Origin of the sequence: Prochlorococcus marinus CUG1435 (genome assembly GCA_017644375.1) — a bacterium.
Taxonomy (GTDB): Bacteria; Cyanobacteriota; Cyanobacteriia; order PCC-6307; family Cyanobiaceae; genus Prochlorococcus_A; species Prochlorococcus_A marinus_AH.
On sequence record JAEPLP010000001.1, the window covers coordinates 802,107 to 826,973 of the forward strand.

At 31.1% G+C, this 24,867-nt stretch carries 29 protein-coding genes; 11 read left to right on the forward strand and 18 right to left on the reverse strand.

All coding sequences use genetic code 11. From position 1 onward, the window contains the following. The first annotated feature begins 5 nt into the window (after positions 1 to 5). Together JJ844_04465 and JJ844_04470 are read left to right on the forward strand one after the other, a co-directional pair. Positions 6 to 827 carry a segregation/condensation protein A gene (locus JJ844_04465; protein ID MBO6974930.1) on the forward strand — a complete coding sequence of 274 codons (822 nt, stop codon included), beginning with the start codon at positions 6 to 8 and terminating at the stop codon, positions 825 to 827. Positions 828 to 878: 51 nt separating this feature from the next. Beyond that, positions 879 to 2,057: an NDP-sugar synthase gene (locus tag JJ844_04470; GenBank protein MBO6974931.1), complete on the forward strand. Its 1,179-nt coding sequence runs from the start codon at positions 879 to 881 to the stop codon at positions 2,055 to 2,057. On the opposite strand, the gene JJ844_04475 is transcribed toward JJ844_04470, so the two are convergent. Next, positions 2,041 to 2,931: a methylenetetrahydrofolate reductase gene (locus JJ844_04475; protein MBO6974932.1), complete on the reverse strand. Its 891-nt coding sequence runs from the start codon at positions 2,929 to 2,931 to the stop codon at positions 2,041 to 2,043. The genes JJ844_04470 and JJ844_04475 overlap by 17 nt on opposite strands. Positions 2,932 to 3,008: 77 nt before the next feature. Between JJ844_04475 and JJ844_04480 the strand changes: the two genes are divergently transcribed. Beyond that, complete coding sequence (locus JJ844_04480) at positions 3,009 to 3,287, forward strand: helix-turn-helix transcriptional regulator (GenBank protein ID MBO6974933.1); 279 nt, start codon at positions 3,009 to 3,011, stop codon at positions 3,285 to 3,287. 242 nt (positions 3,288 to 3,529) lie between these two features. Here the strand turns inward: JJ844_04480 and JJ844_04485 are convergent, their stop codons facing one another. The 8 genes from JJ844_04485 to JJ844_04520 form a co-directional block, all read right to left on the reverse strand. Continuing rightward, positions 3,530 to 3,997, reverse strand: a complete 468-nt coding sequence (locus JJ844_04485; protein ID MBO6974934.1) for an adenylate cyclase — start codon at positions 3,995 to 3,997, stop codon at positions 3,530 to 3,532. Then, positions 3,998 to 4,909, reverse strand: a complete 912-nt coding sequence (locus tag JJ844_04490; protein MBO6974935.1) for an NAD(+) kinase — start codon at positions 4,907 to 4,909, stop codon at positions 3,998 to 4,000. A 9-nt stretch (positions 4,910 to 4,918) separates the two neighbouring features. Then, positions 4,919 to 5,239, reverse strand: a complete 321-nt coding sequence (nuoK, locus tag JJ844_04495) for an NADH-quinone oxidoreductase subunit NuoK (protein ID MBO6974936.1) — start codon at positions 5,237 to 5,239, stop codon at positions 4,919 to 4,921. Positions 5,240 to 5,256: 17 nt separating this feature from the next. Beyond that, positions 5,257 to 5,856, reverse strand: a complete 600-nt coding sequence (locus JJ844_04500; GenBank protein MBO6974937.1) for an NADH-quinone oxidoreductase subunit J — start codon at positions 5,854 to 5,856, stop codon at positions 5,257 to 5,259. Positions 5,857 to 5,869: 13 nt separating this feature from the next. After that, positions 5,870 to 6,496 (reverse strand): NAD(P)H-quinone oxidoreductase subunit I, encoded by a 627-nt coding sequence (gene ndhI / locus JJ844_04505; protein MBO6974938.1) that lies wholly within the window; start codon positions 6,494 to 6,496, stop codon positions 5,870 to 5,872. A gap of 69 nt (positions 6,497 to 6,565) precedes the next feature. Further along, positions 6,566 to 7,684, reverse strand: a complete 1,119-nt coding sequence (gene nuoH / locus JJ844_04510) for an NADH-quinone oxidoreductase subunit NuoH (protein MBO6974939.1) — start codon at positions 7,682 to 7,684, stop codon at positions 6,566 to 6,568. Positions 7,685 to 7,759: 75 nt separating this feature from the next. Beyond that, the gene (locus JJ844_04515; protein ID MBO6974940.1) at positions 7,760 to 8,905 is read right to left on the reverse strand and encodes a citrate synthase; all 1,146 of its coding nucleotides are present in this window, start codon (positions 8,903 to 8,905) and stop codon (positions 7,760 to 7,762) included. 124 nt (positions 8,906 to 9,029) lie between these two features. After that, positions 9,030 to 10,490 (reverse strand): hypothetical protein, encoded by a 1,461-nt coding sequence (locus JJ844_04520; protein MBO6974941.1) that lies wholly within the window; start codon positions 10,488 to 10,490, stop codon positions 9,030 to 9,032. An 89-nt stretch (positions 10,491 to 10,579) separates the two neighbouring features. Between JJ844_04520 and JJ844_04525 the strand changes: the two genes are divergently transcribed. Next, positions 10,580 to 10,930, forward strand: a complete 351-nt coding sequence (locus JJ844_04525; protein MBO6974942.1) for a rhodanese — start codon at positions 10,580 to 10,582, stop codon at positions 10,928 to 10,930. Here the strand turns inward: JJ844_04525 and trpB are convergent, their stop codons facing one another. Beyond that, positions 10,931 to 12,175, reverse strand: a complete 1,245-nt coding sequence (gene trpB / locus JJ844_04530) for a tryptophan synthase subunit beta (GenBank protein ID MBO6974943.1) — start codon at positions 12,173 to 12,175, stop codon at positions 10,931 to 10,933. It lies immediately after the preceding gene. 48 nt (positions 12,176 to 12,223) lie between these two features. Here trpB and JJ844_04535 point away from each other — a divergent pair, with 48 nt between their 5' ends. Together JJ844_04535 and cysC are read left to right on the forward strand one after the other, a co-directional pair. Beyond that, positions 12,224 to 12,535 (forward strand): translation initiation factor SUI1, encoded by a 312-nt coding sequence (locus tag JJ844_04535; protein MBO6974944.1) that lies wholly within the window; start codon positions 12,224 to 12,226, stop codon positions 12,533 to 12,535. Positions 12,536 to 12,577: 42 nt separating this feature from the next. Continuing rightward, entirely contained in the window at positions 12,578 to 13,201 is a 624-nt protein-coding gene (gene cysC, locus JJ844_04540) for an adenylyl-sulfate kinase (GenBank protein MBO6974945.1), read from the forward strand. A 14-nt stretch (positions 13,202 to 13,215) separates the two neighbouring features. On the opposite strand, the gene purE is transcribed toward cysC, so the two are convergent. After that, a complete protein-coding gene (gene purE / locus JJ844_04545) occupies positions 13,216 to 13,707 on the reverse strand; it encodes a 5-(carboxyamino)imidazole ribonucleotide mutase (GenBank protein MBO6974946.1) in 492 nt (163 codons plus the stop codon). Positions 13,708 to 13,841: 134 nt separating this feature from the next. Between purE and JJ844_04550 the strand changes: the two genes are divergently transcribed. After that, positions 13,842 to 14,543 carry a magnesium protoporphyrin IX methyltransferase gene (locus tag JJ844_04550; protein ID MBO6974947.1) on the forward strand — a complete coding sequence of 234 codons (702 nt, stop codon included), beginning with the start codon at positions 13,842 to 13,844 and terminating at the stop codon, positions 14,541 to 14,543. Between the two features lies 1 nt (position 14,544). Here JJ844_04550 and JJ844_04555 read toward each other — a convergent pair whose 3' ends face one another. Continuing rightward, complete coding sequence (locus JJ844_04555) at positions 14,545 to 15,273, reverse strand: response regulator transcription factor (protein ID MBO6974948.1); 729 nt, start codon at positions 15,271 to 15,273, stop codon at positions 14,545 to 14,547. Between the two features lie 59 nt (positions 15,274 to 15,332). On the opposite strand from JJ844_04555, the gene JJ844_04560 reads away from it, so the two are divergent. Then, positions 15,333 to 16,478, forward strand: coding sequence for a cysteine desulfurase (locus tag JJ844_04560; protein ID MBO6974949.1), 1,146 nt, complete (start codon positions 15,333 to 15,335; stop codon positions 16,476 to 16,478). Between the two features lie 13 nt (positions 16,479 to 16,491). Here JJ844_04560 and rsmH read toward each other — a convergent pair whose 3' ends face one another. Next, entirely contained in the window at positions 16,492 to 17,394 is a 903-nt protein-coding gene (rsmH, locus tag JJ844_04565; protein MBO6974950.1) for a 16S rRNA (cytosine(1402)-N(4))-methyltransferase RsmH, read from the reverse strand. 38 nt (positions 17,395 to 17,432) lie between these two features. Here rsmH and JJ844_04570 point away from each other — a divergent pair, with 38 nt between their 5' ends. Then, a complete protein-coding gene (locus JJ844_04570; GenBank protein MBO6974951.1) occupies positions 17,433 to 18,620 on the forward strand; it encodes an NAD(P)H-quinone oxidoreductase subunit H in 1,188 nt (395 codons plus the stop codon). Between the two features lie 9 nt (positions 18,621 to 18,629). Continuing rightward, positions 18,630 to 19,082 carry an acyl-CoA thioesterase gene (locus JJ844_04575; protein MBO6974952.1) on the forward strand — a complete coding sequence of 151 codons (453 nt, stop codon included), beginning with the start codon at positions 18,630 to 18,632 and terminating at the stop codon, positions 19,080 to 19,082. Positions 19,083 to 19,085: 3 nt separating this feature from the next. Here the strand turns inward: JJ844_04575 and JJ844_04580 are convergent, their stop codons facing one another. Genes JJ844_04580 through JJ844_04590 form a run of 3 tightly spaced genes read right to left on the reverse strand, consistent with a single transcriptional unit; the run spans position 19,086 to position 22,161 of the window. Beyond that, positions 19,086 to 20,297, reverse strand: a complete 1,212-nt coding sequence (locus JJ844_04580; protein ID MBO6974953.1) for an AMP-binding protein — start codon at positions 20,295 to 20,297, stop codon at positions 19,086 to 19,088. Next, positions 20,282 to 21,247, reverse strand: coding sequence for an o-succinylbenzoate synthase (locus JJ844_04585; GenBank protein MBO6974954.1), 966 nt, complete (start codon positions 21,245 to 21,247; stop codon positions 20,282 to 20,284). Before JJ844_04585 ends, JJ844_04580 begins: the two co-directional genes overlap by 16 nt. Continuing rightward, on the reverse strand, positions 21,244 to 22,161 hold the full coding sequence (locus tag JJ844_04590; protein ID MBO6974955.1) for a 2-carboxy-1,4-naphthoquinone phytyltransferase: 918 nt from the start codon (positions 22,159 to 22,161) through the stop codon (positions 21,244 to 21,246). Before JJ844_04590 ends, JJ844_04585 begins: the two co-directional genes overlap by 4 nt. Before the next feature lie 100 nt (positions 22,162 to 22,261). Between JJ844_04590 and JJ844_04595 the strand changes: the two genes are divergently transcribed. After that, a complete protein-coding gene (locus JJ844_04595; protein MBO6974956.1) occupies positions 22,262 to 23,674 on the forward strand; it encodes a chorismate-binding protein in 1,413 nt (470 codons plus the stop codon). Here the strand turns inward: JJ844_04595 and gshB are convergent. Both gshB and grxC read right to left on the reverse strand, forming a co-directional pair. Then, positions 23,667 to 24,590, reverse strand: a complete 924-nt coding sequence (gene gshB / locus JJ844_04600) for a glutathione synthase (protein ID MBO6974957.1) — start codon at positions 24,588 to 24,590, stop codon at positions 23,667 to 23,669. The genes JJ844_04595 and gshB overlap by 8 nt on opposite strands. A 5-nt stretch (positions 24,591 to 24,595) precedes the next feature. Next, on the reverse strand, positions 24,596 to 24,850 hold the full coding sequence (gene grxC, locus JJ844_04605; GenBank protein ID MBO6974958.1) for a glutaredoxin 3: 255 nt from the start codon (positions 24,848 to 24,850) through the stop codon (positions 24,596 to 24,598). Positions 24,851 to 24,867: the final 17 nt, after the last annotated feature.

The following is a 24,867-nucleotide window of genomic DNA, read 5'->3' on the forward strand; positions in this document are numbered from 1 at the left end:
CTAGATTGTTGATTAAGTTTCTTCAAGACGCTGCTGGGAAAGGTGATCTTGATCCATGGGATATTGATGTAATCAGCGTAATTGATAGTTTTTTAGAGCAATATTCGCATAGCTTCGAAAAAACTCCAAATAGTCAAATTTCATATCGTAAAGATTTATCAGAGACAAGTGAGGCATTTTTTGCGGCTTCAGTACTAGTTAATTTAAAGGCTCAGGTTTTGGAATCTGATGTTTTCAAAGAAAATGAACCAATTTTTGAAGATGATTTTGATTTAGATGAACAAGATTGGATTGCTCAAGAATTTGATATTCCAAAATATCCTGAAAAATACCTAAGGAGAAGATCTATAGCACAACCAATTCTTAAACGTACAACAACATTGGCAGAACTGGTAAGTCAACTAGAGTCTATTGCTGAAGTTATAGAGACCGAAGATCTTCTTCTAATGAAGAGAAAAAGAAATAAAAAATTTTCTGATAAGGCCTTAATTTCTCAAGTTAAATCTTTAGCACATCGCGAGAAACTACCAGAGACGACAAAAGAATTAGGCAAATTTATTGATGGTTGGGAAAAAGCTTTACAATGGACAGATTTTGAATATTTAGTTAAGAAATGGCAAACAGTTGTAAAAAATGATTTAGATAAAGATCGTCTTGGGGTCTTTTGGGCTTTGTTATTTTTATCTTCTCAAAATAAAATTGAAATTAAACAAATTAATTCCTTATATGGCCCAATTCAAATTAAAAGAATTATTCCTGATGGAGGATTAGCTCAATTGCCTATAGAAAATCTTGAGGTTACAGATACTTCACCTTCTGCTGCTTAGAACCTTATTAATATTAATAACGTATAATCTTTTAAAAGAGGTTTTGAATTTATGAAGGCAATGATACTTGCGGCAGGAAAAGGTACTCGTGTTCAGCCGATAACTCATATCATTCCGAAACCCATGATACCAATTTTACAAAAACCTGTAATGGAGTTTCTTTTAGAACTTTTAAAAGAGCATGGATTTAGAGAAATAATGGTTAACGTCTCTCACCTAGCTGAAGAAATTGAAAATTACTTTCGCGATGGTCAAAGATTTGGTGTGGAAATAGCATATAGTTTCGAAGGTAGAATTGAAGATGGAGAATTAATAGGCGATGCTTTAGGTTCAGCAGGAGGATTAAAAAAAATTCAAGATTTTCAAAATTTTTTTGATGAAACTTTTGTTGTACTTTGTGGTGATGCTTTAGTTGACCTAGATTTGACTGAAGCAGTTAAGAAACATAAGGAAAAGGGTGCCATTGCAAGTTTAATAACTAAAAAAGTAACTAGAGATCAAGTATCAAGTTATGGAGTGGTAGTTTCAGATGATAATGGTCGTATAAAGGCTTTTCAAGAAAAGCCATCTGTAGATAAAGCGTTAGGTGACTCTATTAATACGGGTATTTATCTTTTTGAACCTGAAATTTTTAATTACATACCATCAGGTGAAAAATTTGATATAGGTGCTGATCTCTTCCCTAAACTTGTTGAAATGGATTTGCCATTTTTTGCACTTCCAATGGATTTCGAATGGGTAGATATTGGAAAAGTTCCTGATTATTGGAGAGCTATTCGTAATGTATTAGAAGGTAAAGTAAGACAAGTTGAGATACCTGGCAAAGAAATTAAACCGGGAGTTTTTACGGGATTAAATGTTGCTGTGAATTGGGATGCGGTCGATATTACTGGTCCAGTATACATAGGAGGAATGACAAGAATAGAAGATGGCGCAACAATTATTGGACCTTCAATGATTGGCCCAAGTTGTTACATTTCTGAAGGTGCAACAATCGATAATTCAATAATTTTTGATTACTCCAAAATTGGTAAGGGTGTTCGACTTGTAGATAAATTAGTATTTGGCCGTTACTGTGTGGGCAAAAATGGAGACCACTTCGATTTGCAAGATGCATCTTTGGATTGGTTGATAACAGATTCCAGAAGATCTGATATGACCGAGCCATCTCCTCAGCAGAAGGCAATGGCAGAATTATTAGGTACTGATTTGATTAATATTCCAGATTAAGATCAGCTTTTCTAAGGATCTCAGGGATTAAGTGTTCAGTTTTAACTGCCATTAAATGAATCCCATTCGCTATGTTAAAAAAATCTTGAGCTTGTTCAGCTGCAATTTGAATACCCTCTTCTAAAGGATTCTTGGCATCTTTAAGACGATTTAATATGTTCTCAGGTATGTTTGCGCCTGGGACATATTTGTTTATAAAGAGAGCATTTTTATAAGACTTTAATAGAAATACACCTGCAATTACAGGAATCTCTAGTGGTTCAGCTATTTCTTTGCAAAAACTTATTAAATTTTCTTTTTCCATAACCATTTGAGTTTGAATGAATTGAGCTCCAGCCTTTTTTTTATTTCTAATTCTATTTTCTAAACTTCTTTTATTTTTGCAACTTGGATCAGCAGCAGCTCCTGCAAAAATAAATGTTTTTTTATCGGGCAGTTCTCCAAAAGTAGGATCAATTCCTTTATTAAAGGCTTGAATTTGTTGTAGCAATCTTACTGATTCAAACTGGTGTACCGCTTTAGCATCTTGTTGATCCCCAGCTTTCACTGAATCACCGGTAATACATAAGATGTTTTGAATTCCTAAGGCATTTGCTCCAAGAATGTCTGATTGTAAAGCAATTTTATTACGATCCCTGCAAGATATTTGCATTATTGGTTCTATCTCATTTTCCAGTAATAGTTTGGACATTGCTAGGCTACACATTCTCATTACAGCCCTACTTCCGTCGGTAATGTTAACAGCATGTACCTTATCTTTCAAAAGTTGTGCTATTTTAATAGATCTTAAGGGGTCTCCACCTCTAGGGGGCATTAATTCTGCCGTTATTACCTTGGATTTTTTTTCTAAAGTCTGCTGAAGTTTTGATTTCAATTGCTTTTGTTTCCTAATTGGTTAACAAGTGTAGTGGGATTGCTAAACTTAATTAATATAAAAAAGGAACTGTTTAAATGCAAATGGTTGAAGAAGAAGTAAACAACATTGATATGATGGGTCTCTCAACAAGAGAGATGGAAATCATCGATCTCGTAGCTGATGGGCTTACAAATCAAGAAATTGCAGTAAAACTAACTATTAGTAAAAGAACTGTTGATAATCATGTAAGTAATATGTTTACAAAAACCGGTTCTAAAAACAGAGTAGCACTTTTAAATTGGGCAATGGATAATGGAAAGATTTGTAGAGATGGATTTAATTGTTGTTCCCTTCCAGACTCTGATCAAGATTAGTAAACTTTACTTTTTTTGTATCTTTGGCTAAATCCATTAAACAATAATTTGTTGAACCCAATTCGAAGAGTTCAGCATATGCGATGCAGGCATCTTTGTCTGAATCAACAAATCTCAATATTCCTTCCTTGTCATAAAGACCATACATTTGAAGAAAAGAAAATCTTATAATAAAATATAAAGAAAATATAAAGGATAAGTGGTTCCTTTGACTAGTTATTTTTGAGAGTTGTCAAATACTTCTACTTCCATTCTGAAAAAGGTTTGTTAGACAGACTGAAATTAGAGTAATGTTTCAGTCCAGTTATTTCTTTTGATATGAATGATGGGAGAATAAAATCTTCCTCTTCTTCAGATAGTTCAATTTCGGCAATTTTCAGTGGATAATTATTTCCTTTGAAACAATCTATAATCCAAGATTTTTTTTCAAATTCTAAAAAAAATCTTTCTTTTTTTATTGTATTTGAAAGATTCGACATTATTGTTTCTCCATCTTTTTGTGGGATGGAGTATTCAAATTCAAAATTGGTAAAGCTTTCGATATGTTTTTTTAGTGCAATTTTAAAGTCTTTGCCTGTAAGCCTTATCCTAATAATCCAATCATCTAAACTTTTTGATAAGTATCCTTGCTCAATAAAAATTTTTTTAGTGATGAATGTTTTCCAATCATCATTTTTTATTAGAAAACGTCTTTCTATTTCAAGGGCCATTTAATTTTTCTGATTTTTAAGAGATAAATCTCCTTTCCAATCTAGTTTTTTTATTAAAGTATTGTAATAGCTAGTGCTCTTTTTAAACCTAATTATTTTGCAGGGTCTTTCCCCTTTTTTGAACTCACAATAATAAGTTTCCTTAATGGTCATACATTTTGAACCGTCTCTCCATAATTTAAGTTCACCTTCGCTTTTTTTTACAGGTTTAATGATTACCTTACTATTATTAGGTATTACAATCGGTCTACTTGCTAAACTCATTGGGCATATAGGGTTAATTATCATTGCATCTATACTAGGATGTACTATTGGACCACCCGCAGCCATGGAGTATGCTGTTGAACCAGTAGATGTACTTATAATTAATCCGTCACCTTTATATTCGTTTACTTTCTCATTATCTATTTCAATTTGTATTTGGTTGGTAGGAGAAATATCTTCTTCAACAGACTTAAAATAAAAATCATTTAATGCTACATAACTTTTTATGATTTTTTTGTCAGGACTTGATCCACTCATACAAACATCACAATTTAATCTATTACGAAAATCAATAATGTATTCTTCGTTTTCAAGAATTTCAATGAAAGATTTGTCAAATAAAAAATCTTTTTCTTGAGTAAGAAAACCCAAATTACCACCAATATTAATACTCAATAAAGGAATATCATAAGCTTTTAATGCATTTGCACATTTTAGAAAAGTTCCATCTCCACCAAGAACGATTCCAATATTCGGTTTAAATTCTAAATTATAAAGATATTTTTCAATTTGATCTTTGTGAAAATCGCTTTCAATTCTTATTGATTTAATATTTTTGGCTTTAAGAACTTCTTCACAAAATTTAGACGCCTCTTGAGCGATACTACTATTTGAACGATATACGATGAGCACTAATGAAAGTTTCATTTAATGCTTTTACCATTTTAATAAATTAAAGCTTTCCATATCTACAGTCACTCTATTCCTATAAAGAGATAACAGTATGGCTAATCCAACTGCTGCTTCTGCGGCAGCAACAGTAATCACAAAAATCGTAAAAACTTGTCCTTGAATTAAATTATTATCAATATAGGAAGAAAACGCCATCAAGTTTATATTTACCGCATTGAGCATTAATTCAATGCTCATAAGAACTCTAACTGCATTTCTGCTATTTAATAATCCCCAAATACCAATGCAGAAAAGTGCTGAGGATACTATCAAAAAAGCTTGAAGAGGGATTGATTCTAAATTCATAATAAAAAGTCGAAAGGTTAATTTTTATTTGTAAGTAATGGTTCTGGAGATTTTTCAATTAACTCTTGATCCACAGGTAGTCCTGTTGAAATATCTTTGCTCATTACATCTCTTCTAGCTAAAACGATAGCCCCAATCATTGCCATTAAAAGTAAAACTGAAGCTACTTCAAATGGGAGTAAATAATCACTAAATAGATGTTCACCAATTCTTACAGTTGATTCTTCTCCAATAGAGTTTTGAGGACTGGAAAGACTCCATACATTGGTTAAATCAACTCTTATTAAGAGACTTAGAAGAGTTAAACATATCGATGTTGATATAATTCTTCTCGATTTAATGTCATTGATAGGCTTTAAATCTTCTTTTTTATTGACAAGCATAATTGCAAAAATTATTAATACATTAACTGCACCCACATAAACTAAAACTTGTGCTGCAGCAACAAAACTTGCATTTAAAAGAAGATATAATCCTGCTACACTCATGAAAACTCCCCCAAGGAGAAAAGCTGAATAAACAATACTTTCGAGCAATACAACACCAAGGGCTCCAATAATGACAACTAAAGATAGAACTGTAAAACAAATTAATTGTGTTGTTATTGCGATGGACATAAATTAATAGAAATTAACTAGTTGGATTAGAAACTTTATCTTTATTTTCATTGGATTCAGGCCTCATCCAATCATAGACTTCTTCAGGTAATTTACCAACTCTAGTATCTGAAGCTGCAATTTCATGAGGGTCCATGTCACCTTTTGGGAGATAGGCAAGTTCTCTTAGAGGTTTAACTGATGGATCTGTTGTGACGTTTGTAGGTAGTCTACCAAGTGCTACATTATCGAAATTTAGATTATGTCTGTCGAAAGTAGCTAATTCATATTCTTCCGTCATTGATAGACAATTAGTTGGACAATATTCAACACAATTTCCGCAAAATATACAAACCCCAAAATCTATTGAATAATTTCGAAGTTCCTTTTTTTTGGTTTCTTTATTCATTACCCAATCAACTACTGGAAGATTGATGGGACATACTCTCACACAAACTTCGCAAGCAATACATTTATCGAATTCATAATGTATCCTTCCTCTATATCTTTCAGAAGGTATTAATTTTTCATAGGGATATTGAACAGTAACAGGTCTTCTTCGAAGATGATCAAAAGTTACCGATATACCATTGTATAAATATTTCCCAGCATTAAATGCTTCCTTGATATAGCTATTGATTTGTTGAAGGAAATTGTTCATTTTGAAAAATTTACTTTGTTACTTTTATATTAGTGGAATAATTTTAAATTTAAGTATTTTTACTTAAATTTAACCACCAAAGAATTGCGGAAAAGCAAGTTTTAATCCTGCAGTTATCAAAAGATTAGCAAGAGAAATTGGAAGAAGAAACTTCCATCCCAGATCTAAAAGTTGATCTATTCTTACTCTGGGAGTTGTCCAACGTAATAATATTGCAATGAAAACTAAAAGATATGCTTTTAATACAGTCATTACAATACCTATTGATGAAGTGAAAACCTGAATTAAGGGTGCATTAATTGGCAAATTAAGAATCTTAGCTATTAATTCAACGGGAATAGGAAACCCCCATCCTCCTAAATAAAGTATTGATACAAGTAATGCTGAAAGAATTAAATTTATATAACTTCCAAGGTAGAACAATGCAAATTTCATCCCAGCATATTCAGTTTGATATCCTGCAACTAATTCTTCTTCAGCTTCAGGTAAGTCAAATGGAAGTCTTTCGCATTCTGCAAGAGCACAAATCCAAAAAACTATAAAACCAACTGGTTGTCTCCAGATATTCCAACTTAGGATTCCAGCACCACTTTGTTGGTTAACGATGTCAATAGTACTGAGAGAATTTGTCATTAGTACAATAGCTAGTACAGATAAAGCTAAAGGTATTTCGTAACTTATTGATTGAGCTGCTGCTCTCAAACCTCCTAATAATGAATATTTATTGTTTGATGCATATCCGCTCATAAGAAGTCCAATTGGCTGGATACTGCTTAAAGCGATCCATAGGAAAATTCCAATACCAACGTTACTTATTAAAAGATTTTGTCCAAAAGGAACAATTAACCAGGAGAGAATAACTGGGACAAGAACTAATATAGGTCCTGCAGTAAAGAGAATTCCGTCCGCTTTAGCAGGAATAATATCTTCTTTAACAAGTAACTTAAGACCATCTGCAATTGGTTGGAGAACTCCAAGCGCTCCTGCATATTCGGGGCCGATTCTTTGTTGAGCTGCAGCAGATATTTTTCTTTCAAGCCAAACTGTTACTAAAACACCTACCACTGCCGCTACTAAAACTAAGAGCATAGGCAGGGGGAGCCAAATTATATGAGCAATTTCACTAGAAAGGCCAAAACCTTTTAAGAATTCATTAAAACTATATTCGAGATCTAATCCGTATTCCAAAATTTTTATGTTATTTACTTAATACATTAACTCTTCATAAACAATATGTGTGTTTTTTATGAAAAGCTGCAAATATTATTCTCTATTTTCTAGGCTTATCCAATCTCTTGGCGCTGAACCAGTATAGATTTGCGATGGTCTAAAAATTCTATTTGCTCCAAGTTGTTCTCTCCAATGAGCTAACCAACCAGCAACTCTAGAGATGGCAAAAATTGGAGTAAATAAATCACGAGGAATACCAAGTTTTCTATAAACAAGACCAGAATAAAAGTCTACGTTAGGGAATATACCCTTCGGTCCAAGTCTTGAGATTGCCTCTGCTTCTAGTGATTTAGCAACTTCATACATTTCATCTGCTCCAAACCTAATAAAAAGCTCTTCTGCCAGTTTTTGAAGAATAATAGCTCTTGGATCTTTGACTTTGTATTCTCTATGGCCGAAGCCCATTATCTTACTTTTATTTTTGATTGCGTTATCCAAAAAAGGACCTGCATTTTCTGGGGTTTTGATTTCCTCTAACATTGCAATTACGTCCTCATTGGCTCCTCCATGGAGAGGGCCAGCTAAGGTTCCTACTGCAGAGGCAATAACAGCATATGGGTCTGTAAGAGTGCTTGCTGTCACTCTAGCGCTAAATGTACTGGCGTTTAAACTATGTTCGGCATGTAGAATTAGACACCTATCAAAAACTTTTGCAGCTATAGGATCTTGTTCTTTTTCAGTCAGCATGTAAAGAAAATTTGATGAGTAAGTTAAATCATCTCTAGGTTGAATTGGGTCTTGTCCTTTTCTAATAAGTTGAAAAGCAGCAATCATTGTGGGTATTTTCGCTATTAGCCTTATGACTGCGTTGTAGATGTAATTAGGATCATCTATTGCCCTGCGCGAATAGAAGAGCCCCAAAGAAGCCGCGCTAGATTGGAGAGCATCCATAGGATGACCTGTAGCAGGGAAACATTTCATCATATCTCTGACTCTAAAACTTAACCTTCGATGCATCTGAACTTCTTGTTCAAAATCTCTAAGTTGAATAGCTGTGGGCAATTCACCCCAAATCAACAGGTATGCAGTTTCTAAAAAACTGCTTTTTTTGGATAGTTCCTCAATGGAGTAGCCTCTGTACAATAATTTACCTTTGTTGCCGTCAATATCACAGATAGATGAATTAGTAACTGGGACACCCTCTAATCCTGGTTTTAAAATTAGTTTTTTATTGTCCAATTGCTTAATTCAATATCAAATACTTATAGATTAAAGATAGTCAAATAATTTTTAATTAACCACAAGTTATTAACTTCACAAAAATTTCAAATGATTGTCTTTGAAGCTTATTTGAATAACTTTATTAAGGTATTTTTAAACTTGTTTCTGTATAAAGAATTGGATTTTTTTCTGGAATAGATTGACTTATGATTTCTAGATATTCTTCATTTGATATTTTTAAAATATTTCTAATAAGAAAATTAAGATCTTCCACATCAGGTAAACATTTAATTTTATTTGAATTTTCATCTTTGATATCAACTTTGGCAAAAAGAAAAGTAGATTTATCTTTATAACTTTTTAGGTTGAAAAATTTTTTTGAGATTGTTTCTAGTTTTTTACTATCTATTAAAAAATTACTTATGAATTGCAAACCTCCTGATTCTATTGAATAGATATTTTCAAAAGTAAATTGTTTTATTGCATCGTTTTTTTCTTCAAGAATATCTTTGGAGTATATTGAGTAAATATCTTCATTTTGTTTTAAGGTATATTTGTTGAAATCTTTTAGTTTTTTCAAAGTACTTAAATCAAATTGATTTTCAGTATTTTTTTCAAATGTAAAAAGCCAATCTTTTTTTGAATTGAGAATTAAAATGTTTTGATTGGTATTTTGGTTAAAATCTTCAAAAAAACTTTGTTCAAAATTATTTATAAAAGGTTTTAGATATTTTTCAAAATTCTTAATTTCAGTGAAAATTGAAACTTGAGGATTTTCTTTATGCTTATTTTCTTGATTTATAAACTTATCATAAGTAAGAATATCAATATTTTTTTTATTATTTAGTAAATATGATTTTAAAATTAAATGTTTATTTTTTAAATCAAATGTAGTAGCTATAATATCCTCATTTTTATTAGGAAAAATTTCTTTATCAAAAAATATACTTTCCCCAAATTTTTTTGTAAATAATATATTTTTTTGATTTTTGAGTCCAAAAAGTTCTCCATCATATTGAAATTCTTTTTCTTTAAAATTATTACTAGAGTTAATACTATTTTTGATCAATTTTTTATCTGATGAAGCAATTATATAATTATCTTCGGTTCGATATATATAGTTAAGGAAATTTATTTTGCTTTCTCTATTAATTGAAATTATCTCATCAATTTGATCAATTTTATTAGGCAAATTTAATAAATCGTCTATTGTTTTTTCTGGCTTAATTTTAAAAATAATCAAAATATCATCTTTAAGATTTTTATTATTTTCAAAAAATGAGATTATAAGTTCATTGTTATAGATATCTTCTAATTTATTGTTGCCAAGATCTATACCTAAGTAATTTAATATAGAGTCTTTTATTAAAACAAAGTCATCTTGGTTTGTTGAATTTTTATCTTTTTCATTATTATTAATAATATGAAAACTATCTAAACTTGAAATAAATAATAATTTATCATTTTTAGGCATATATCTTAAGATATTTAGTTGATCAATATTTGTACTTTGCTCCTTATTTTTATTAGTAGAAACTTTTTTAAAACCAAAAAAAAGTAATAAAGATAATAAAAGTATTATTGCTACTACTCTAAGTTTCATTATCAATGTTTATTTTTATTTTTAACAATAAACTTCCTACTGCAACTTAATTTATTAAATTGTAAATAACACATAATTTATCCTATAAATTGGGAAGTTATCCAAAATCTATAAATGCTTCTAGTCTCAATGATTGGTTTAATTCTGAGAAAGAAGATCCAGTTTTGATTGATGTAAGAGAACAGTCAGAGCTTGAAATAGCTCGTTTCTCAAAAAAATTTTTACATATACCAATTAGTAAAGTCACATCTAAATATGTAGAAGAAATATTTGCTGGTTTATTAGACAGAGAAATTGTAGTTACCTGTCATGCAGGAATAAGAAGTTATAACTTTTCTCAATGGTGCTTGGATAATAATATTGTGAGCGAAATATGGAATTTGGAGGAGGGTATTGATGGATGGAGTAGATATATTGACCCATCAATCCCAAGGTATTGATTAAATATCTAATGAAGATGCAACAGTATTAACATCTTTGTCACCTCTACCAGAGCAATTGATCACTATGTGAGTATCTTTTTCAAGAGTAGGGCATAATTTATCTAACCAAGCAAAGGCATGGGAAGTTTCAAGTGCAGGTATGATTCCTTCTAGTTCACTAACAAGTTTTAAAGCTTCTAAAGCTTCTTGATCCGTGACTGATCCATATTCTGCTCTACCTATATCTTTTAAATGGCTATGTTCAGGGCCTACTCCAGGGTAATCTAAACCTGCACTTATTGAGTGAGCTTCTTGTACTTGACCATTATCATCTTGCAAGAGAAGACTCATTGATCCATGCAAAATTCCAACTGACCCTTTAGTGATAGTGGCAGCATGTTTGTCAGTATCAACTCCGCTTCCTGCGGCTTCAACTCCAATAAGACGCACAGAAGTTTCTTTAACAAAAGGATGGAAAAGCCCCATTGCATTTGATCCCCCACCTACACAAGCAAGCAAAATATCGGGCAAAGATCCAAATGATTCCAAACATTGTTTTTTAGTTTCTTCGCCTATAACCGCATGAAAATCTCGCACAATCTTTGGGAAAGGGTGTGGGCCTGCAACAGATCCTAAAATGTAGTGTGTGGTTTCGACATTAGAAACCCAATCTCTAATGGCCTCACTAGTAGCATCCTTAAGTGTTGCAGTTCCAGAATTTACAACTTTAACTTCAGCTCCTAAAAGTTTCATTCTGAAAACGTTAAGAGATTGCCTTTTTATGTCTTCAGCACCCATGTAGATAATACATTTCAAGCCAAATCTCGCACAAACAGTAGCAGTAGCAACTCCATGCTGACCTGCTCCAGTTTCTGCAATTATTCTTTTTTTGCCCATTCTTATTGCCAATAAAGCTTGTCCAAGAGCATTATTAATTTTGTGAGCCCCAGTATGATTTAAATCTTCTCTTTTAAGCCATATTCTAGGAGTTGCTTGTTTATTTTTGTAATGTTCAGTAAGTCTTTTGGCTTCATAAAGTGGTGTTTCTCTTCCTACATAAGTCTTAAGTAGATGATTTAATTCTTCTACAAAAAGTTTATCTTTCCATGCATTAGATGCAGCGTCTTCAAGCTCAAAAAGAGCGGGCATTAGCGTTTCAGGAACGTATTGACCACCATATTTTCCAAATCTTCCCTCTTTGGAGGGTTGATTTAAATCGTCATTTTTATAGTTTTGATCTTTGCGAGAAAATGTACTTACCACTTTTTCTATAGAATAAGTATTAACTAACTATAGATTATATTGAAAATAATGGGAAAAAAGAATTGGATCGAATTTGATAATCAAGAAAAGAAATCTGAAGAAATAGCTAAGGTAGATAATTTAAATAAAAGATCAAAAATTAGTATCTTAAAACAAAAAAAAGGTAAAAAGGGCAAGACTATAACTTTAATTAGAGGTTTAGGCACTCAGGATGAAATTTTATTAAAAGAATTACTAAAAAAAATTAAAGTTTTTTGTGGGACTGGAGGAACATTAATTGATAGAAATATTCAGTTACAGGGTGATATGGTATCGAAATCAATTGAATTTCTTCGTAAAGAGGGATTTCATAATTTATGAAGCAAGGGTTAAGATAGGTTTTTAATTTTGATGAAGTAAAAAATGAAAGAACAAAATCAAACAAAGTCAGCCAATATAAAGTGGCACAACTTAACTATTGATAGAGAAAAGTTAGAGAAGATGAGAGGTCATAAAGGTATGGTTATCTGGTTTACAGGCTTATCTGGTTCTGGTAAAAGTACTTTGGCCAACGCTTTAAATGAAGTTTTACACTTAGATGGTTTTTCGACTTATGTGTTGGATGGAGATAATATTAGACACGGTTTATGTAAAGATCTTGGTTTTTCGGATGAAGATAGAGAAGAAAATATAAGAAGAATTGGCGAAGTTGCGAATTTATTTATGAATGCTGGGATAATAACTATTACAGCATTCGTTTCGCCATTTATTAGCGATAGAGATAAGGTGAGAAAAATTATTGGATCTAAGGATTTTATTGAAGTTTATTGTGCTGCTGATATCACAGTTTGCGAAAATAGGGATACTAAAGGTCTTTATAAGAAAGCTCGTTTGGGAGAAATTAAGGAATTCACAGGGATTTCTAGTCCATATGAAGCTCCTCTTAATCCCGAAATTGTTGTTGATACAGGTTCGTTAGATTTAAATGATTCCGTTGAAAAAATTATTAACTACCTTAAAAAAGAAAACTTTCTTAACAAGGCCTAATAGAAAATATTAGTTCATTTATTTTGAAGATAATTGTCAGGTCCAATATTTGATAACTTACTATTTTTAGTTCTTACCTGTGAATGTAGATTTTCTCTGAATTCTTTCAAATTTTTCTTTATGGATTCATCAAATAAACTGATCATCTCTATTGCCAATAATCCAGCATTCTGAGCTCCATTAATTGCAACAGTTGCAACTGGAATTCCAGCGGGCATTTGAACGATTGATAAAAGAGAGTCAATCCCCTTAAGTGTCTTACTCTCTACTGGTACGCCAATTACAGGAATGCAAGTTATGGATGCCAGCATTCCTGGAAGATGAGCAGCACCCCCAGCACCTGCAATTATTACTTTTATGTTTTCTGATTCTGCATTTTTTGCATATTCCATCATTTCAATAGGTGTTCGATGTGCAGAAAGTATACAAACTTCGATTTTTATTCCAAATTCTCTTAAAATATCAATGGCTGGTTTCAATGTTTTTAGATCTGAATCACTACCCATTACGACAGCAATTTTATAAATATCTTTAGAATTCAATTCTGACAAAATAACAAAACAATTCTTTCCTATAATGGCGTGCAATTAATTTGGCGCCAGTTAGTTAGTATAAAAAGAATAAATTTTCATAGAATGTTATGACGTCAAATAAGATTATCGAAAAAAGTGAAGTAAGAGAGTATTTTAATGGTACTGGCTTTGAAAGATGGAATAAAATTTATAGCAAATCTGATGAAATTAATACGGTTCAGAAAAATATTAGGAAAGGACATCAAAAAACTGTAGATGATGTAGTCTCATACATCAAAAATTATCCTGAACTAACAAAAAAAAGTTATTGTGATGCAGGCTGTGGTGTAGGAAGTCTTTCCATACCTTTATTAAGACTCGGTATAAAAGAATTACAGATGAGCGATATTTCTTCTGAAATGATTAAAGAAACAAAAAAACGCATTCATGAATTAGGTTTGAGTCAAAGTAAAATTAAATATGAAGTTTGTGATCTGGAAAAATTAAAAGGATTATTTCATGTTGTAGTTTGTTTGGATGTATTCATTCATTATCCTCAACCGGTCGCAGAAGAAATGGTTCAACATCTATGCGATTTAAGCAAAGAAAAACTAATCGTTAGCTTTGCTCCTTATACTCCAGTTCTTGCTGTTCTAAAAAATATTGGAAAATTATTTCCTGGGCCAAGTAAAACTACAAGGGCATATACATTGAAAGAAAAGGGTATTATTAATGCTGCTAAAGAAAAAGGATTTAAAGTTGTTAAAAAGAAATTAAATCAAGCTCCTTTTTATTTTTCAAAACTAATTGAATTCGAAAAAATTAAATAATCTATTTAACTAAATGATTTTCAAGTGCATAACGAACTAATTCTGTTCGGCTAGATGTACCTGTCTTGATAAAAAGTCTACTTACATATTTCTCAACATTTCTAATAGATGTTTCAAGCTTTCTAGCAATTTCCTTGTTCATCAGTCCTTCTGCTACTAGTTGAAGCACACTTGCTTCTCTAGGAGTAAAACTAGGAAGATTTATTTTATTTTCTGGATTAGTTTGGTTTTGGTCTGTGAGCATAGATTTTATTTCAGTAATTTGTTTTGCCATTTTGCTTACGTCAATATCTGCGAATCGTGCCGCTTCTTTTAATAGTCGTTCTTGTCTGTTGATTACATTTTTAACTCTTGCAGCTAATTCATCGGGATCGAAAGGTTTGGAAATATAATCATCAACTCCTGCAAGATAACCTTCTGTTCTGTCTAGGGTCATTCCTTTTGCAGTTAGAAAAATAACTGGAGTTCCTCCTAATTTTTCATCCTCTCTAATTTTTTCTAATAAATCATAACCGTTGGCTCGTGGCATCATAACATCGCTAATTATCAAATCGGGGAAAATTGTTTGAGCTTTTTCCCAACCATCCTCGCCATCAACTGCAATAAATATTTCAAAGCCTTCATCTTCTAGAAATGTTTTAACAGCTGTTCTTAAACCAGGCTCATCATCAACTAATAAAATTCTTGATTTTCTTACCGGTTCATTATTTATTTGATTAATTTCATTCATTTTTTAAATTCTTAAATTTGATTTTCTAGTAATAAACAGAATTTTATATACTAAACATAATGCTTTCAACTCCCATACTACTAGACTATCAATCTTCGACTCCTTGCTCTAAAGATGTTGTTGATTCTATGAAACCTTTTTGGAGTGAGATATTTTCTAACCCTGCAAGCAAATCTAATTTGGCGGGGATTAACGCAAGCGCTATATTGGAAGCCTCAAGAGAAAAAATAGAACAAAATTTATTTCTTAAGAATAAAAAAGTTATTTTTACAAGCGGGGCAACTGAATCTAATAATTTAGCCTTATTAGGTTTTGCTAGAAATTTCTATAAAAAAACTGGAAATTATGGACATATTATTACCTTAAAAACAGAGCATAAAGCTGTTTTGGAGCCCCTAAACCAATTAAAAAAAGAGGGATTTATGGTTACAGAAATTAACCCTGAGAAAGATGGCTTAATTTCAGAAGAAGAATTCAAAAAAAATATAAGAGAAGATACATTTCTGGTGAGTGTTATGTTGGCAAATAATGAAATAGGAGTTATCCAGCCTGTAGAGAATATTTCAAAGATTTGTAAATCGCGAGGAATAACTTTTCACTCTGATTTTGCACAATGTTTAGGTTACATCGAGTTAGACAATCTTTTATCAGATGTAAATATGATAACTATGAGTTCTCACAAAATATATGGTCCTAAAGGGATAGGACTTCTTTTGATTGATGAAGAAATGAATCTTGAGCCTTTAATTGTTGGAGGAGGTCAGGAATATGGTCTCAGGTCTGGTACATTACCTCTTCCTTTAGTAGTTGGCTTTGCTAAAGCAATTGAGATAGCTGTTTTTAATCAAAAAAATAATGCTGAGAAATTACTTTTGCATAGAAATACCCTTTTAGAGGGTTTGTTAGAAAATAATTCTGGTTTATTAATTAATGGCTCCATAGAAAAAAGATTACCTCACAATTTAAATTTGACTGTATTGGATTTAAACGGAGCAAAGTTTCATAAACTTTTAAAATCTAAAATAATTTGTTCTAGTGGATCTGCATGTAGTAATGGTGAACCATCTCATGTTTTATTAGCCTTAGGTAGATCTTTTAAAGAAGCAGAATCTTCAATAAGGTTAAGTATTGGATTAAGCACTAATTCAAAAGATATAAAAAAAGCAATTCATATTCTTACAAATACGATCAGATCATTACGCTAGAAATTATTGGCTCTTATTTTAATTGAGCAATTCTTAATTTTCCACTTCTAGCTCTTTTATTGAGTTCGACTTCTTGTTCGGAGGGAGTTATTGGCTTTTTTGTCAGGTTTTTTAGTCTTTGATCATTCTTAAAAGAATTTTTAACTAACCTATCCTCCAGGGAATGAAAACTAATAATAGAAATAATACCTCCTGGCAAAATCCATTCAGGGACAACTTGCAAAAATTTTTCTAATACTTCAATTTCTTTATTGACAGCAATTCTTAGTGCTTGAAATGTTCTTGTTGCTGGGTGTATTTTTTTATATCTTTGTTTTGGTGGAAAGCAGCCTGCAATAGAATAGGCTAATTCTTTTGTCCCAGAATATTTCCCATTTTCCTTTAAATCCATTTTTATTTTCCTAGCAATCTTTCTTGATAATCTCTCTTCTCCATATTTATAAATTAGGTTAGCTAGATCATTTTCATTTAAAGCCTCAATTAATTTCTCTGCATCAATCTCAAGAAAAGGATTCATGCGCATATCAAGCGGACCATCTTTTTGGAAACTAAATCCTCTTTTAGGGTCATCAATTTGGTTGCTATTTACTCCAAGATCTGCAATCACAAAAGAAACTTTTTCTTTTGGCATAAAATCCGCAAAATTTGTAGCCCTAATATCAAGCCTATTTTTAAATTCATCAAGTTTTTTTGATGCTGATTTTCTCGCGAATGGATCTTGATCAAGTCCAATTATATTTAAATCCGAATATTTTCTCAATAAATGATAAGAGTGCCCGCCTCCGCCTAAAGTAGCGTCTATTCCTTTAAGTTGGTTGTTATGGATTAATGGGTAATGCTCTAATGAGGCCATAATCTCATCTGTCATAACTGATTTATGATTGAAAAAAGATGAATCAGATAGGTCAGTTTGCATAACTTTCGACTAATATTTATTTAGAAGTTAAATTTCGAATGGCTCAGCTAGAGACTAGAACAGAACCAATGGTGGTCAATTTTGGCCCCCACCATCCCTCAATGCATGGGGTTTTAAGGTTAGTTGTAACTCTTGATGGTGAGAATGTCATTGATTGTGAGCCAGTAATTGGATATTTACATAGAGGAATGGAAAAGATAGCTGAAAATAGGACAAATGTAATGTATGTCCCTTATGTAAGCAGAATGGATTATGCAGCAGGAATGTTTTATGAAGCTATTGTAGTAAATGCTCCTGAAAGATTAGCTAATATTCCAGTTCCTAAAAGAGCTAGTTACATCAGAGTTCTAATGCTAGAACTCAATCGTATTGCTAATCATCTTTTGTGGCTCGGCCCCTTTTTAGCAGACGTAGGAGCTCAAACTCCATTTTTCTATATTTTTAGAGAAAGAGAAATGATATATGATCTCTGGGAAGCTGCTACTGGACAGAGGCTGATAAATAATAATTTCTTTAGGATAGGTGGTGTCGCATGTGATCTTCCATATGGATGGTTAGAAAAATGTATAGACTTTTGTGATTGGTTTGGACCTAAGATTGATGAATATGAGAAATTAATCACAAATAATCCAATTTTTAGAAAAAGAATTGAAGGTCTGGGAACAATAGAAAGAGACCAGGCAATTAATTGGTCTTTGTCTGGGCCAATGCTTAGAGCTTCTGGAGTTTCCTGGGATTTAAGGAAAGTCGATAGTTATGAATGTTATGACGATTTTGATTGGCAGATTGCTTCAGAAAAAGAAGGAGATTGTTATGCGAGATATCGAGTAAGAGTCGAAGAGATGAGACAATCACTAAGCATCATTCGCCAGGCCTGTAAAATGATTCCAGGAGGTCCAACAGAAAATTTGGAAGCTCAAAGAATGGCGACTGAAGATAAGAAAAGTGAAATATTTGGTATGGACTATCAATATGTAGCAAAGAAGGTTGCTCCAACTTTTAAAATTCCTAACGGAGAATTGTATACAAGATTAGAGTCCGGTAAAGGAGAAATAGGTGTATTTATTCAAGGAAATAATGAAGTTACCCCATGGAGATTTAAAATCAGAGCAGCTGATTTAAATAATCTGCAAATTTTACCTCATATTCTTAAAGGTGCCAAAATCGCCGATATTATGGCAATTCTTGGCTCAATAGATGTCATTATGGGATCTGTTGATAGATAAGTTCTTTAAATGAAACCCGCTGACTGGTTGATATTGCAGAAGAAGGTAAGATTTGGTGATTGTGATTCTGCAGGTGTAATTCATTTTCATAACTTATTAAAATGGTCGCACGAAGCTTGGGAAGAGAGTATCGAAATTTATGGGATTCCATATCAAGATATTTTTCCAGATTTTTCTATACGTAAAAGTCAAATTATTTTTCCCATAGTAAACTGCGAAGCAAACTTTCTTGCGCCTATAAAAATTGGAGATTTCTTAAAAGTAAAAATTGCCCCTCATAAAATTAATACACATTTGTTCCAAGTAAATAGCTTTTTTATAAAAAATGGAAATAAAGTAGCAGAAGGAAAAATAATACATTGTTCTATAGATGTTGATTCAAGAAATAAAATAGAACTTCCGGATCAATTAGAAAGATGGATAGAGGCTTCAAATGTAAGCACAAATTTAAAAGAATGCTAATTATTATTTTTTAAATTTATAGTTTATTTTTTCTGCACTGGTATTTTTTTTAATAATCCACTTTTCAGGTTTTTCATGTTTAGGCCAACTTTGAGAAAATTTTTTTAATAAATTTAATGAATTTTCAATATTTTTTTGATTTGTATGTTCTTTATATTCCACAATTATTTTAATTTTATTTCCCCATAATTTGTCGGACAATTTTGAAATATTGAATTTATTAATTGGGATATTTTCTTTCCTAATGAAATCATTTAATCGAGATTCAATTACTTTTGGAAAAACGATTTCTCCTCCTGAGTTAAAAGCGTTATCACTTCTTCCAAGAAAGTTTAAATATAAAGAATTATTTATTTGATTAATTTCACCTAAATCACCGGTTTGCCACCACCCATTTTTATTTTTGAAATTTTCAGTTTTTGAAGAGTCTATTATTTCGATTCCAATTCTGGCTGAATTTATTTCGATTAATCCTTGTGCGTTAATTCTTATTTTTGTATCAGGTAGTATTTCTCCAACATTTTCAAAACCCATTAAGAATTCTTTTGGTTTTAAACTAGTAACCATTGCCGCTGTCTCAGTTGAGCCGTAACAAGGTGCTAATTTTATTTTTTCTTGTATGCATTTTTCTGAAGTTTCTCCTGAAATTGAAGCTCCACCTACCCAAATTAGATCAAAAATTTTTAGCCAATTAATACCATCTTTTTGAGTTAAAAGTCTTTGTAATTGTGTAGGTACTAATGACGTAATCAAGTGTTTTTTGTTTTTTTTAGATTTAATTGTAAAACGTAAAAGTTCTCTAGTTTTTTTTATTAAATTTGGAGAAATATTAATACAATCACATCCCCAAGCTTGACTTCTAAAAATTGGCATTAATCCACTTATATGGTTCAGGGGTAAAGTATTTAAAATTAAGCAGTTTTGCAGTTCAAATCCTTGCTCTATTAGCCATTGACCTGATGTAGCTGCAGATAATTTAATATTATTCAAATGGTGAAAACATTGTCTCGGTTTTCCAGAACTTCCACTACTGTTTAAGATAATTGCTGGCCCATTTTCAGTGATTGAATCTAATACATCTGCGTCTTCATAATATTTGTTTTTTATATAAATAATTTTATTCTCTCTAATTTTTTTAAGAATTTTCTCTACAGATTGAGTTTCGTTATTTTCAACTTCAATAGTATGAATTTTATTTTTCATAGGAGATCCCATATCTTTTTTGCTTCATTTAAAAATAGAAACGAATTAGGGAAATTATTCATAGCTAAACCAGGAACTTTTGGAGTTGGTCCTTGTAATTGTAGAGACGATAAATGATAAAGCCATCTCTTCCCTATACCAGTTTCAAATGAGGTACTTATAGATATTAAAGCTTTTTTATTTTCTAATTCTCTTAAAAGCTTAACTGGATTTTTTTCTTGAGAAGGCCTTCGAATTTGCCAACCTTTCCACTCATCAATCAAAGTTGGAAATTTTAAAAGTGATTCGTCCAAGGCTATAGGGATTTTTTTGTTGAGTTCTGTCAGTCCATCAATATCATCAACACAGAGAGGTTGTTCTAACCAATCTATATTTTCGATATCCTTCAAAATATCAGCCCATCTATTAGCTATCTCTCTTCCCCAAGAACCATTAGCATCTATTCTTATCTTAATATTATTCCCTATTTGGCTTAAAATTTCTTCTAAAGTTGCTTCTTCCTCATAGTTATTTTTTAATGCTACTTTCCATTTTATGGTTACTGATTTTTCAATATTAGATTGTCTTTTTTTAATTTCATTTAGATCTGAAATTACATTTTCAGGATTTAATAGTATGGCTGTTTTATCAATTTCATCAAAGTAATAGTTTTCTTTAAAAATTATTCTTCCATTTATCTCAGCTAATGCAGAATTTATTGCAGATTGAATGCATGGGTGAAAAATATTTATTTGCTCAGATAAACTATTTACGTCTACATACTCAGGGATCATATCTAGTTGTTTCGCACACTTTTTTAAGTCTTCTTCTGGAAGTGGTGATACTTCTCCAAACCCAATGTTTTTATCATTGCTTGTTAATTTAATTATCCAACCCGATTTTGTAAAGTAAGTGGTTTTAGAATTTTTTACTTTGGTGGGTAACTTGAAGCTATAAGATTTTTTTTTAAATATTAAGTTCATTTATTAAGCAAGTAATTAAATATTAATCCTGTGATTAAGCCAAATCCATTAAGAGTTTGAAATTTTATTGCGACGAATTTGGAATTTTTTGTTGCAGAAGGTTTTTTATAGGAAGATTTTAATAAATTTATGAGTCTTATTGCTTGAGGAAAACTAATCAAATAAAGGATACAAAACACTGGAATAAATCCAGTAAATATAGTTAAAAGTTGAAAAATATATATTGTAAAAATTATCCAAGGTACAAATTGAGAACCTTTTTTTGCACCTAGGCGCACTAAAGGTGAATTTTTCCCATGCTTTTTATCTTCAGAAATTTGATGAAAATGAGAACAAAATAATACAAGAGTTGTTGCCAATGAAGGTCCTGAACCAAGTAATAAAGAAACTTTCCAGGGAATATCTTCGAAGTAAATATTATAAGGATTTAACGCAATTAAGACTGCAGAGTATGCAAAAGGTCCAAATGCAAGCCAGCATAATGGTTCTCCTAAACCTTGATAGCCAAATCTAAAAGGAGGTCCTTGATATAAATATCCTAAGAAGCAGCAAGATGCCACCAAAATCAAAATGTTTATACTTGTTGATACTGAAATAATTGAAATTATTAATAAACCAATAACTAAAGATGTATATGCAATAAATAAAATTATTTTTTTATTTTTTACAAGATTTACAATTGAATGGAATTTAAATTCATCGATTCCTGTTTCTGCGTCGAATAAATCATTAGTTAGGTTTTCCCAAAGTAATATAAAAATTGCAGCTAAAGTAAATGCAATTAAATTATAAACTTTTACCTTTTCATATTCATTGAGTGTATAAGCCCCTGTTATTAAAACCGGAAGTATGGCAACAGAATAAAGAGGCCATTTTATCGCTTGTTTCCATAATTTTTTTTTATCTTCTTCCATTTTTATTTACTCACAAAATTCGATCATTATTAAATGTAGTTTATAAATTGAGTTACATTTTTTACTTTATTGCATGATTTTTAGTTATTTTCAATAAGTAATGAAAAATGATTTAAACTTAACAGATTTTTTAAAAGATGTATTTTCTTCTTTCGATAAGAAAGTGGAAAATTCTGGATTAGTAAGTATTTGTGTTGAGATTCCTTGTATTGATTTATTACAAGTATATGAATTGTTTATAAATAAATATCCGTTTTCTTCATTTTGGGAGGAATCTAATGGTATTTCATATATTGCTTTTGAGAAATGTAAATATGTTACTTTGGATGGTCCAAAAAGATTTGAGTTGGCCAAGGAGTTTAATTCTGAAAATTTTAAAAATTTAATTAATTTAACTAATGAAACAAATAATTTTGCACTTTCAAAAATAATTTATTTATTTTCTTTTTCTGAAAACTTGAATAATAAGAATTTATCTTCTGATGTCCCTAGTTTGGAGGCTATCTTACCAAAAATATTAATTATTAAAAGTAATAAGAATTGCTGGTTAAGAATCAATGGTCATGTTGAGGGTAAATCATCATTAAGAACATTAATTGAAGAAATATGGACAATTAGAAATCAAGTTATTAATTCTGGCTCAGAATTAATAAAATCATCTTGCTTAAATACTAGTTTTGATTTACCAATTATTGATGATTTCTTGCACTCCTTAGAAACTTCTAATACAAGTTTGAAAAAAGTATTAAATAGAGGAATTCAATTAGTAGAAAAAGGTATTCTCGAAAAGATAGTTTTAGCGAATAGGATTAAAATAAAATTTAAAAATAAATTAGATTTAATAGAAATTTTAAAAAGATTAAAAAAGAATCATCCAAATACATGCAGATACGTTTGGAAAAGAAATAGTAAGGATACTTTATTTGGAGCATCTCCAGAAAAATTATTTTCTTTTACTAAACCTAATTTAACTTTGGAGGCTCTTGCTGGAACTATCTCTACTAAATCAAATTTTAATAAACTCCTAAAAAGTACTAAAGACTTAAAGGAACATAATTACGTAACACAATATTTGATTAAATGTTTAGAAGTTTCAAAAATAAAAAACTTTAAAAAAAGTGATATAAAGGTAAATTCATTTGGAGATATTTCTCATTTGCAAACACTCATTTTCTCTAAAGTTGAAAATATATGTCCTTTTGAATTGCTTAAAAACTTACATCCATCTCCTGCTGTTTGTGGTTACCCAAAAAATGCAGCATTGGATTGGATAAACACTCTTGAATCTTTTCCTAGAGGAAATTATGCTTCTCCAATGGGTTGGGTTGATTCATCAGGAAATGCTTCTTTTCTTTTAGCAATAAGAGGAGCTAGGTATGTTGAAGAAAATATTGAATTTACTGCGGGTTCAGGTATAGTTTCAGGCTCCGTTTTAGAGAAAGAAATGGATGAGATTAAATTAAAATTTGAATCTATAGTAAAACAAATATTTTTCGCTAAAAGTCCTAGATAATTTCCAATAATTTTTCAATAACTTCCTCTGAAACATTTTTATTGGATAAATTTTCTATTTCTCTTAAACCTGTTGGACTGGTTACATTAATCTCGCTAAGCATTCCATTTATTACATCAATACCTACAAAAAATAAACCCTCATCTTTGAAGTCTTGAGATAATTCTGAGCAGATACTTTTTTCTTTTTCTGTTAATAATGTTGGTTCAGCCTTTCCTCCCATCGCTAAATTACTCCTAAAATCGCCTCCTTGAGGAATCCTATTTATTGATCCAATTGCTTCACCGTTTACGATAATTATTCTTTTATCACCCTCTATGACTTCAGGAATAAATTTTTGCATCATAACGGGTAATTCTTCTTGAGAAGTGATTAATTCAATGATTGATTTAATACCTGGAGATTTTTTATTTATCCTTATAACACCTTGACCACCTTTTCCTCCAAGAGGTTTTATGACTACTTCATTATTTATATTTGCAAAATTAATAAGATCTTTTACCTTACTCGCAACTATTGTAGGTGCCATTAAGTGGCTGTATCTCAAAGCACCTAGCTTTTCATTCCATGCTCTTAACGATGAGGGTTTGTTGATTACTTTTACTCCTTTTCTTTCGGCAACTTCTAAAAGATGGGTTGCATATAAATAAGCCTCATTTACAGGAGGATCTTTTCTCATCCAAATGCAATTAAATTCGGCGAGAGGTATGCAATCATTATCTTTTAAAGAAATCCACGGATTTACTTCAACTTTGACGGAAGATGCCCATACTTCATCACCTCTAGCTTCAAGGTCCTGAGGAGTACAACTCCAGATTTCAATATTTTTTTTTGATGATGCTTGCATTAAAGCAGCAGTTGAATCTTTTAAGGGATTTATATTTTTTATTGGATCTATCACGAATAGAAATTTCATAAGATCTAGTTTATTAATGCGTCTAATTTATTTTCATTTTCTAATGTGTAGAGATCATCGCAGCCTCCGATACCCTCATTATCTATAAATATTTGTGGTAATGTTCTTCTACCATCAGCTCTTTCAATCATCAAAGCTCTGGCATCTTCGTCTCCATCTATTTTATATTCTGTAAAATTTATATTTTTTTTCTTGAGTAGTGATTTTGCTCGAATACAAAATGGGCAATATTGCCAAGTATAAATTTCAACTTTGGACATTTCTTTAAAATAATACT

Coding starts and splice junctions, on each gene's coding strand:
- JJ844_04470 (MBO6974931.1), top strand. CDS start 879: ATGAAGGCAATGATACTTGCGGCAGGAAAAGGTACTCGTGTTCAGCCG.
- JJ844_04480 (MBO6974933.1), top strand. CDS start 3,009: ATGCAAATGGTTGAAGAAGAAGTAAACAACATTGATATGATGGGTCTC.
- JJ844_04485 (MBO6974934.1), bottom strand. CDS start 3,997: ATGGCCCTTGAAATAGAAAGACGTTTTCTAATAAAAAATGATGATTGG.
- JJ844_04490 (MBO6974935.1), bottom strand. CDS start 4,909: ATGAAACTTTCATTAGTGCTCATCGTATATCGTTCAAATAGTAGTATC.
- nuoK (MBO6974936.1), bottom strand. CDS start 5,239: ATGAATTTAGAATCAATCCCTCTTCAAGCTTTTTTGATAGTATCCTCA.
- JJ844_04500 (MBO6974937.1), bottom strand. CDS start 5,856: ATGTCCATCGCAATAACAACACAATTAATTTGTTTTACAGTTCTATCT.
- ndhI (MBO6974938.1), bottom strand. CDS start 6,496: ATGAACAATTTCCTTCAACAAATCAATAGCTATATCAAGGAAGCATTT.
- JJ844_04520 (MBO6974941.1), bottom strand. CDS start 10,490: ATGAAACTTAGAGTAGTAGCAATAATACTTTTATTATCTTTATTACTT.
- JJ844_04535 (MBO6974944.1), top strand. CDS start 12,224: ATGGGAAAAAAGAATTGGATCGAATTTGATAATCAAGAAAAGAAATCT.
- cysC (MBO6974945.1), top strand. CDS start 12,578: ATGAAAGAACAAAATCAAACAAAGTCAGCCAATATAAAGTGGCACAAC.
- purE (MBO6974946.1), bottom strand. CDS start 13,707: ATGGGTAGTGATTCAGATCTAAAAACATTGAAACCAGCCATTGATATT.
- JJ844_04550 (MBO6974947.1), top strand. CDS start 13,842: ATGACGTCAAATAAGATTATCGAAAAAAGTGAAGTAAGAGAGTATTTT.
- JJ844_04555 (MBO6974948.1), bottom strand. CDS start 15,273: ATGAATGAAATTAATCAAATAAATAATGAACCGGTAAGAAAATCAAGA.
- JJ844_04560 (MBO6974949.1), top strand. CDS start 15,333: ATGCTTTCAACTCCCATACTACTAGACTATCAATCTTCGACTCCTTGC.
- rsmH (MBO6974950.1), bottom strand. CDS start 17,394: ATGCAAACTGACCTATCTGATTCATCTTTTTTCAATCATAAATCAGTT.
- JJ844_04570 (MBO6974951.1), top strand. CDS start 17,433: ATGGCTCAGCTAGAGACTAGAACAGAACCAATGGTGGTCAATTTTGGC.
- JJ844_04575 (MBO6974952.1), top strand. CDS start 18,630: ATGAAACCCGCTGACTGGTTGATATTGCAGAAGAAGGTAAGATTTGGT.
- JJ844_04580 (MBO6974953.1), bottom strand. CDS start 20,297: ATGGGATCTCCTATGAAAAATAAAATTCATACTATTGAAGTTGAAAAT.
- JJ844_04585 (MBO6974954.1), bottom strand. CDS start 21,247: ATGAACTTAATATTTAAAAAAAAATCTTATAGCTTCAAGTTACCCACC.
- JJ844_04590 (MBO6974955.1), bottom strand. CDS start 22,161: ATGGAAGAAGATAAAAAAAAATTATGGAAACAAGCGATAAAATGGCCT.
- JJ844_04595 (MBO6974956.1), top strand. CDS start 22,262: ATGAAAAATGATTTAAACTTAACAGATTTTTTAAAAGATGTATTTTCT.
- gshB (MBO6974957.1), bottom strand. CDS start 24,590: ATGAAATTTCTATTCGTGATAGATCCAATAAAAAATATAAATCCCTTA.
- grxC (MBO6974958.1), bottom strand. CDS start 24,850: ATGTCCAAAGTTGAAATTTATACTTGGCAATATTGCCCATTTTGTATT.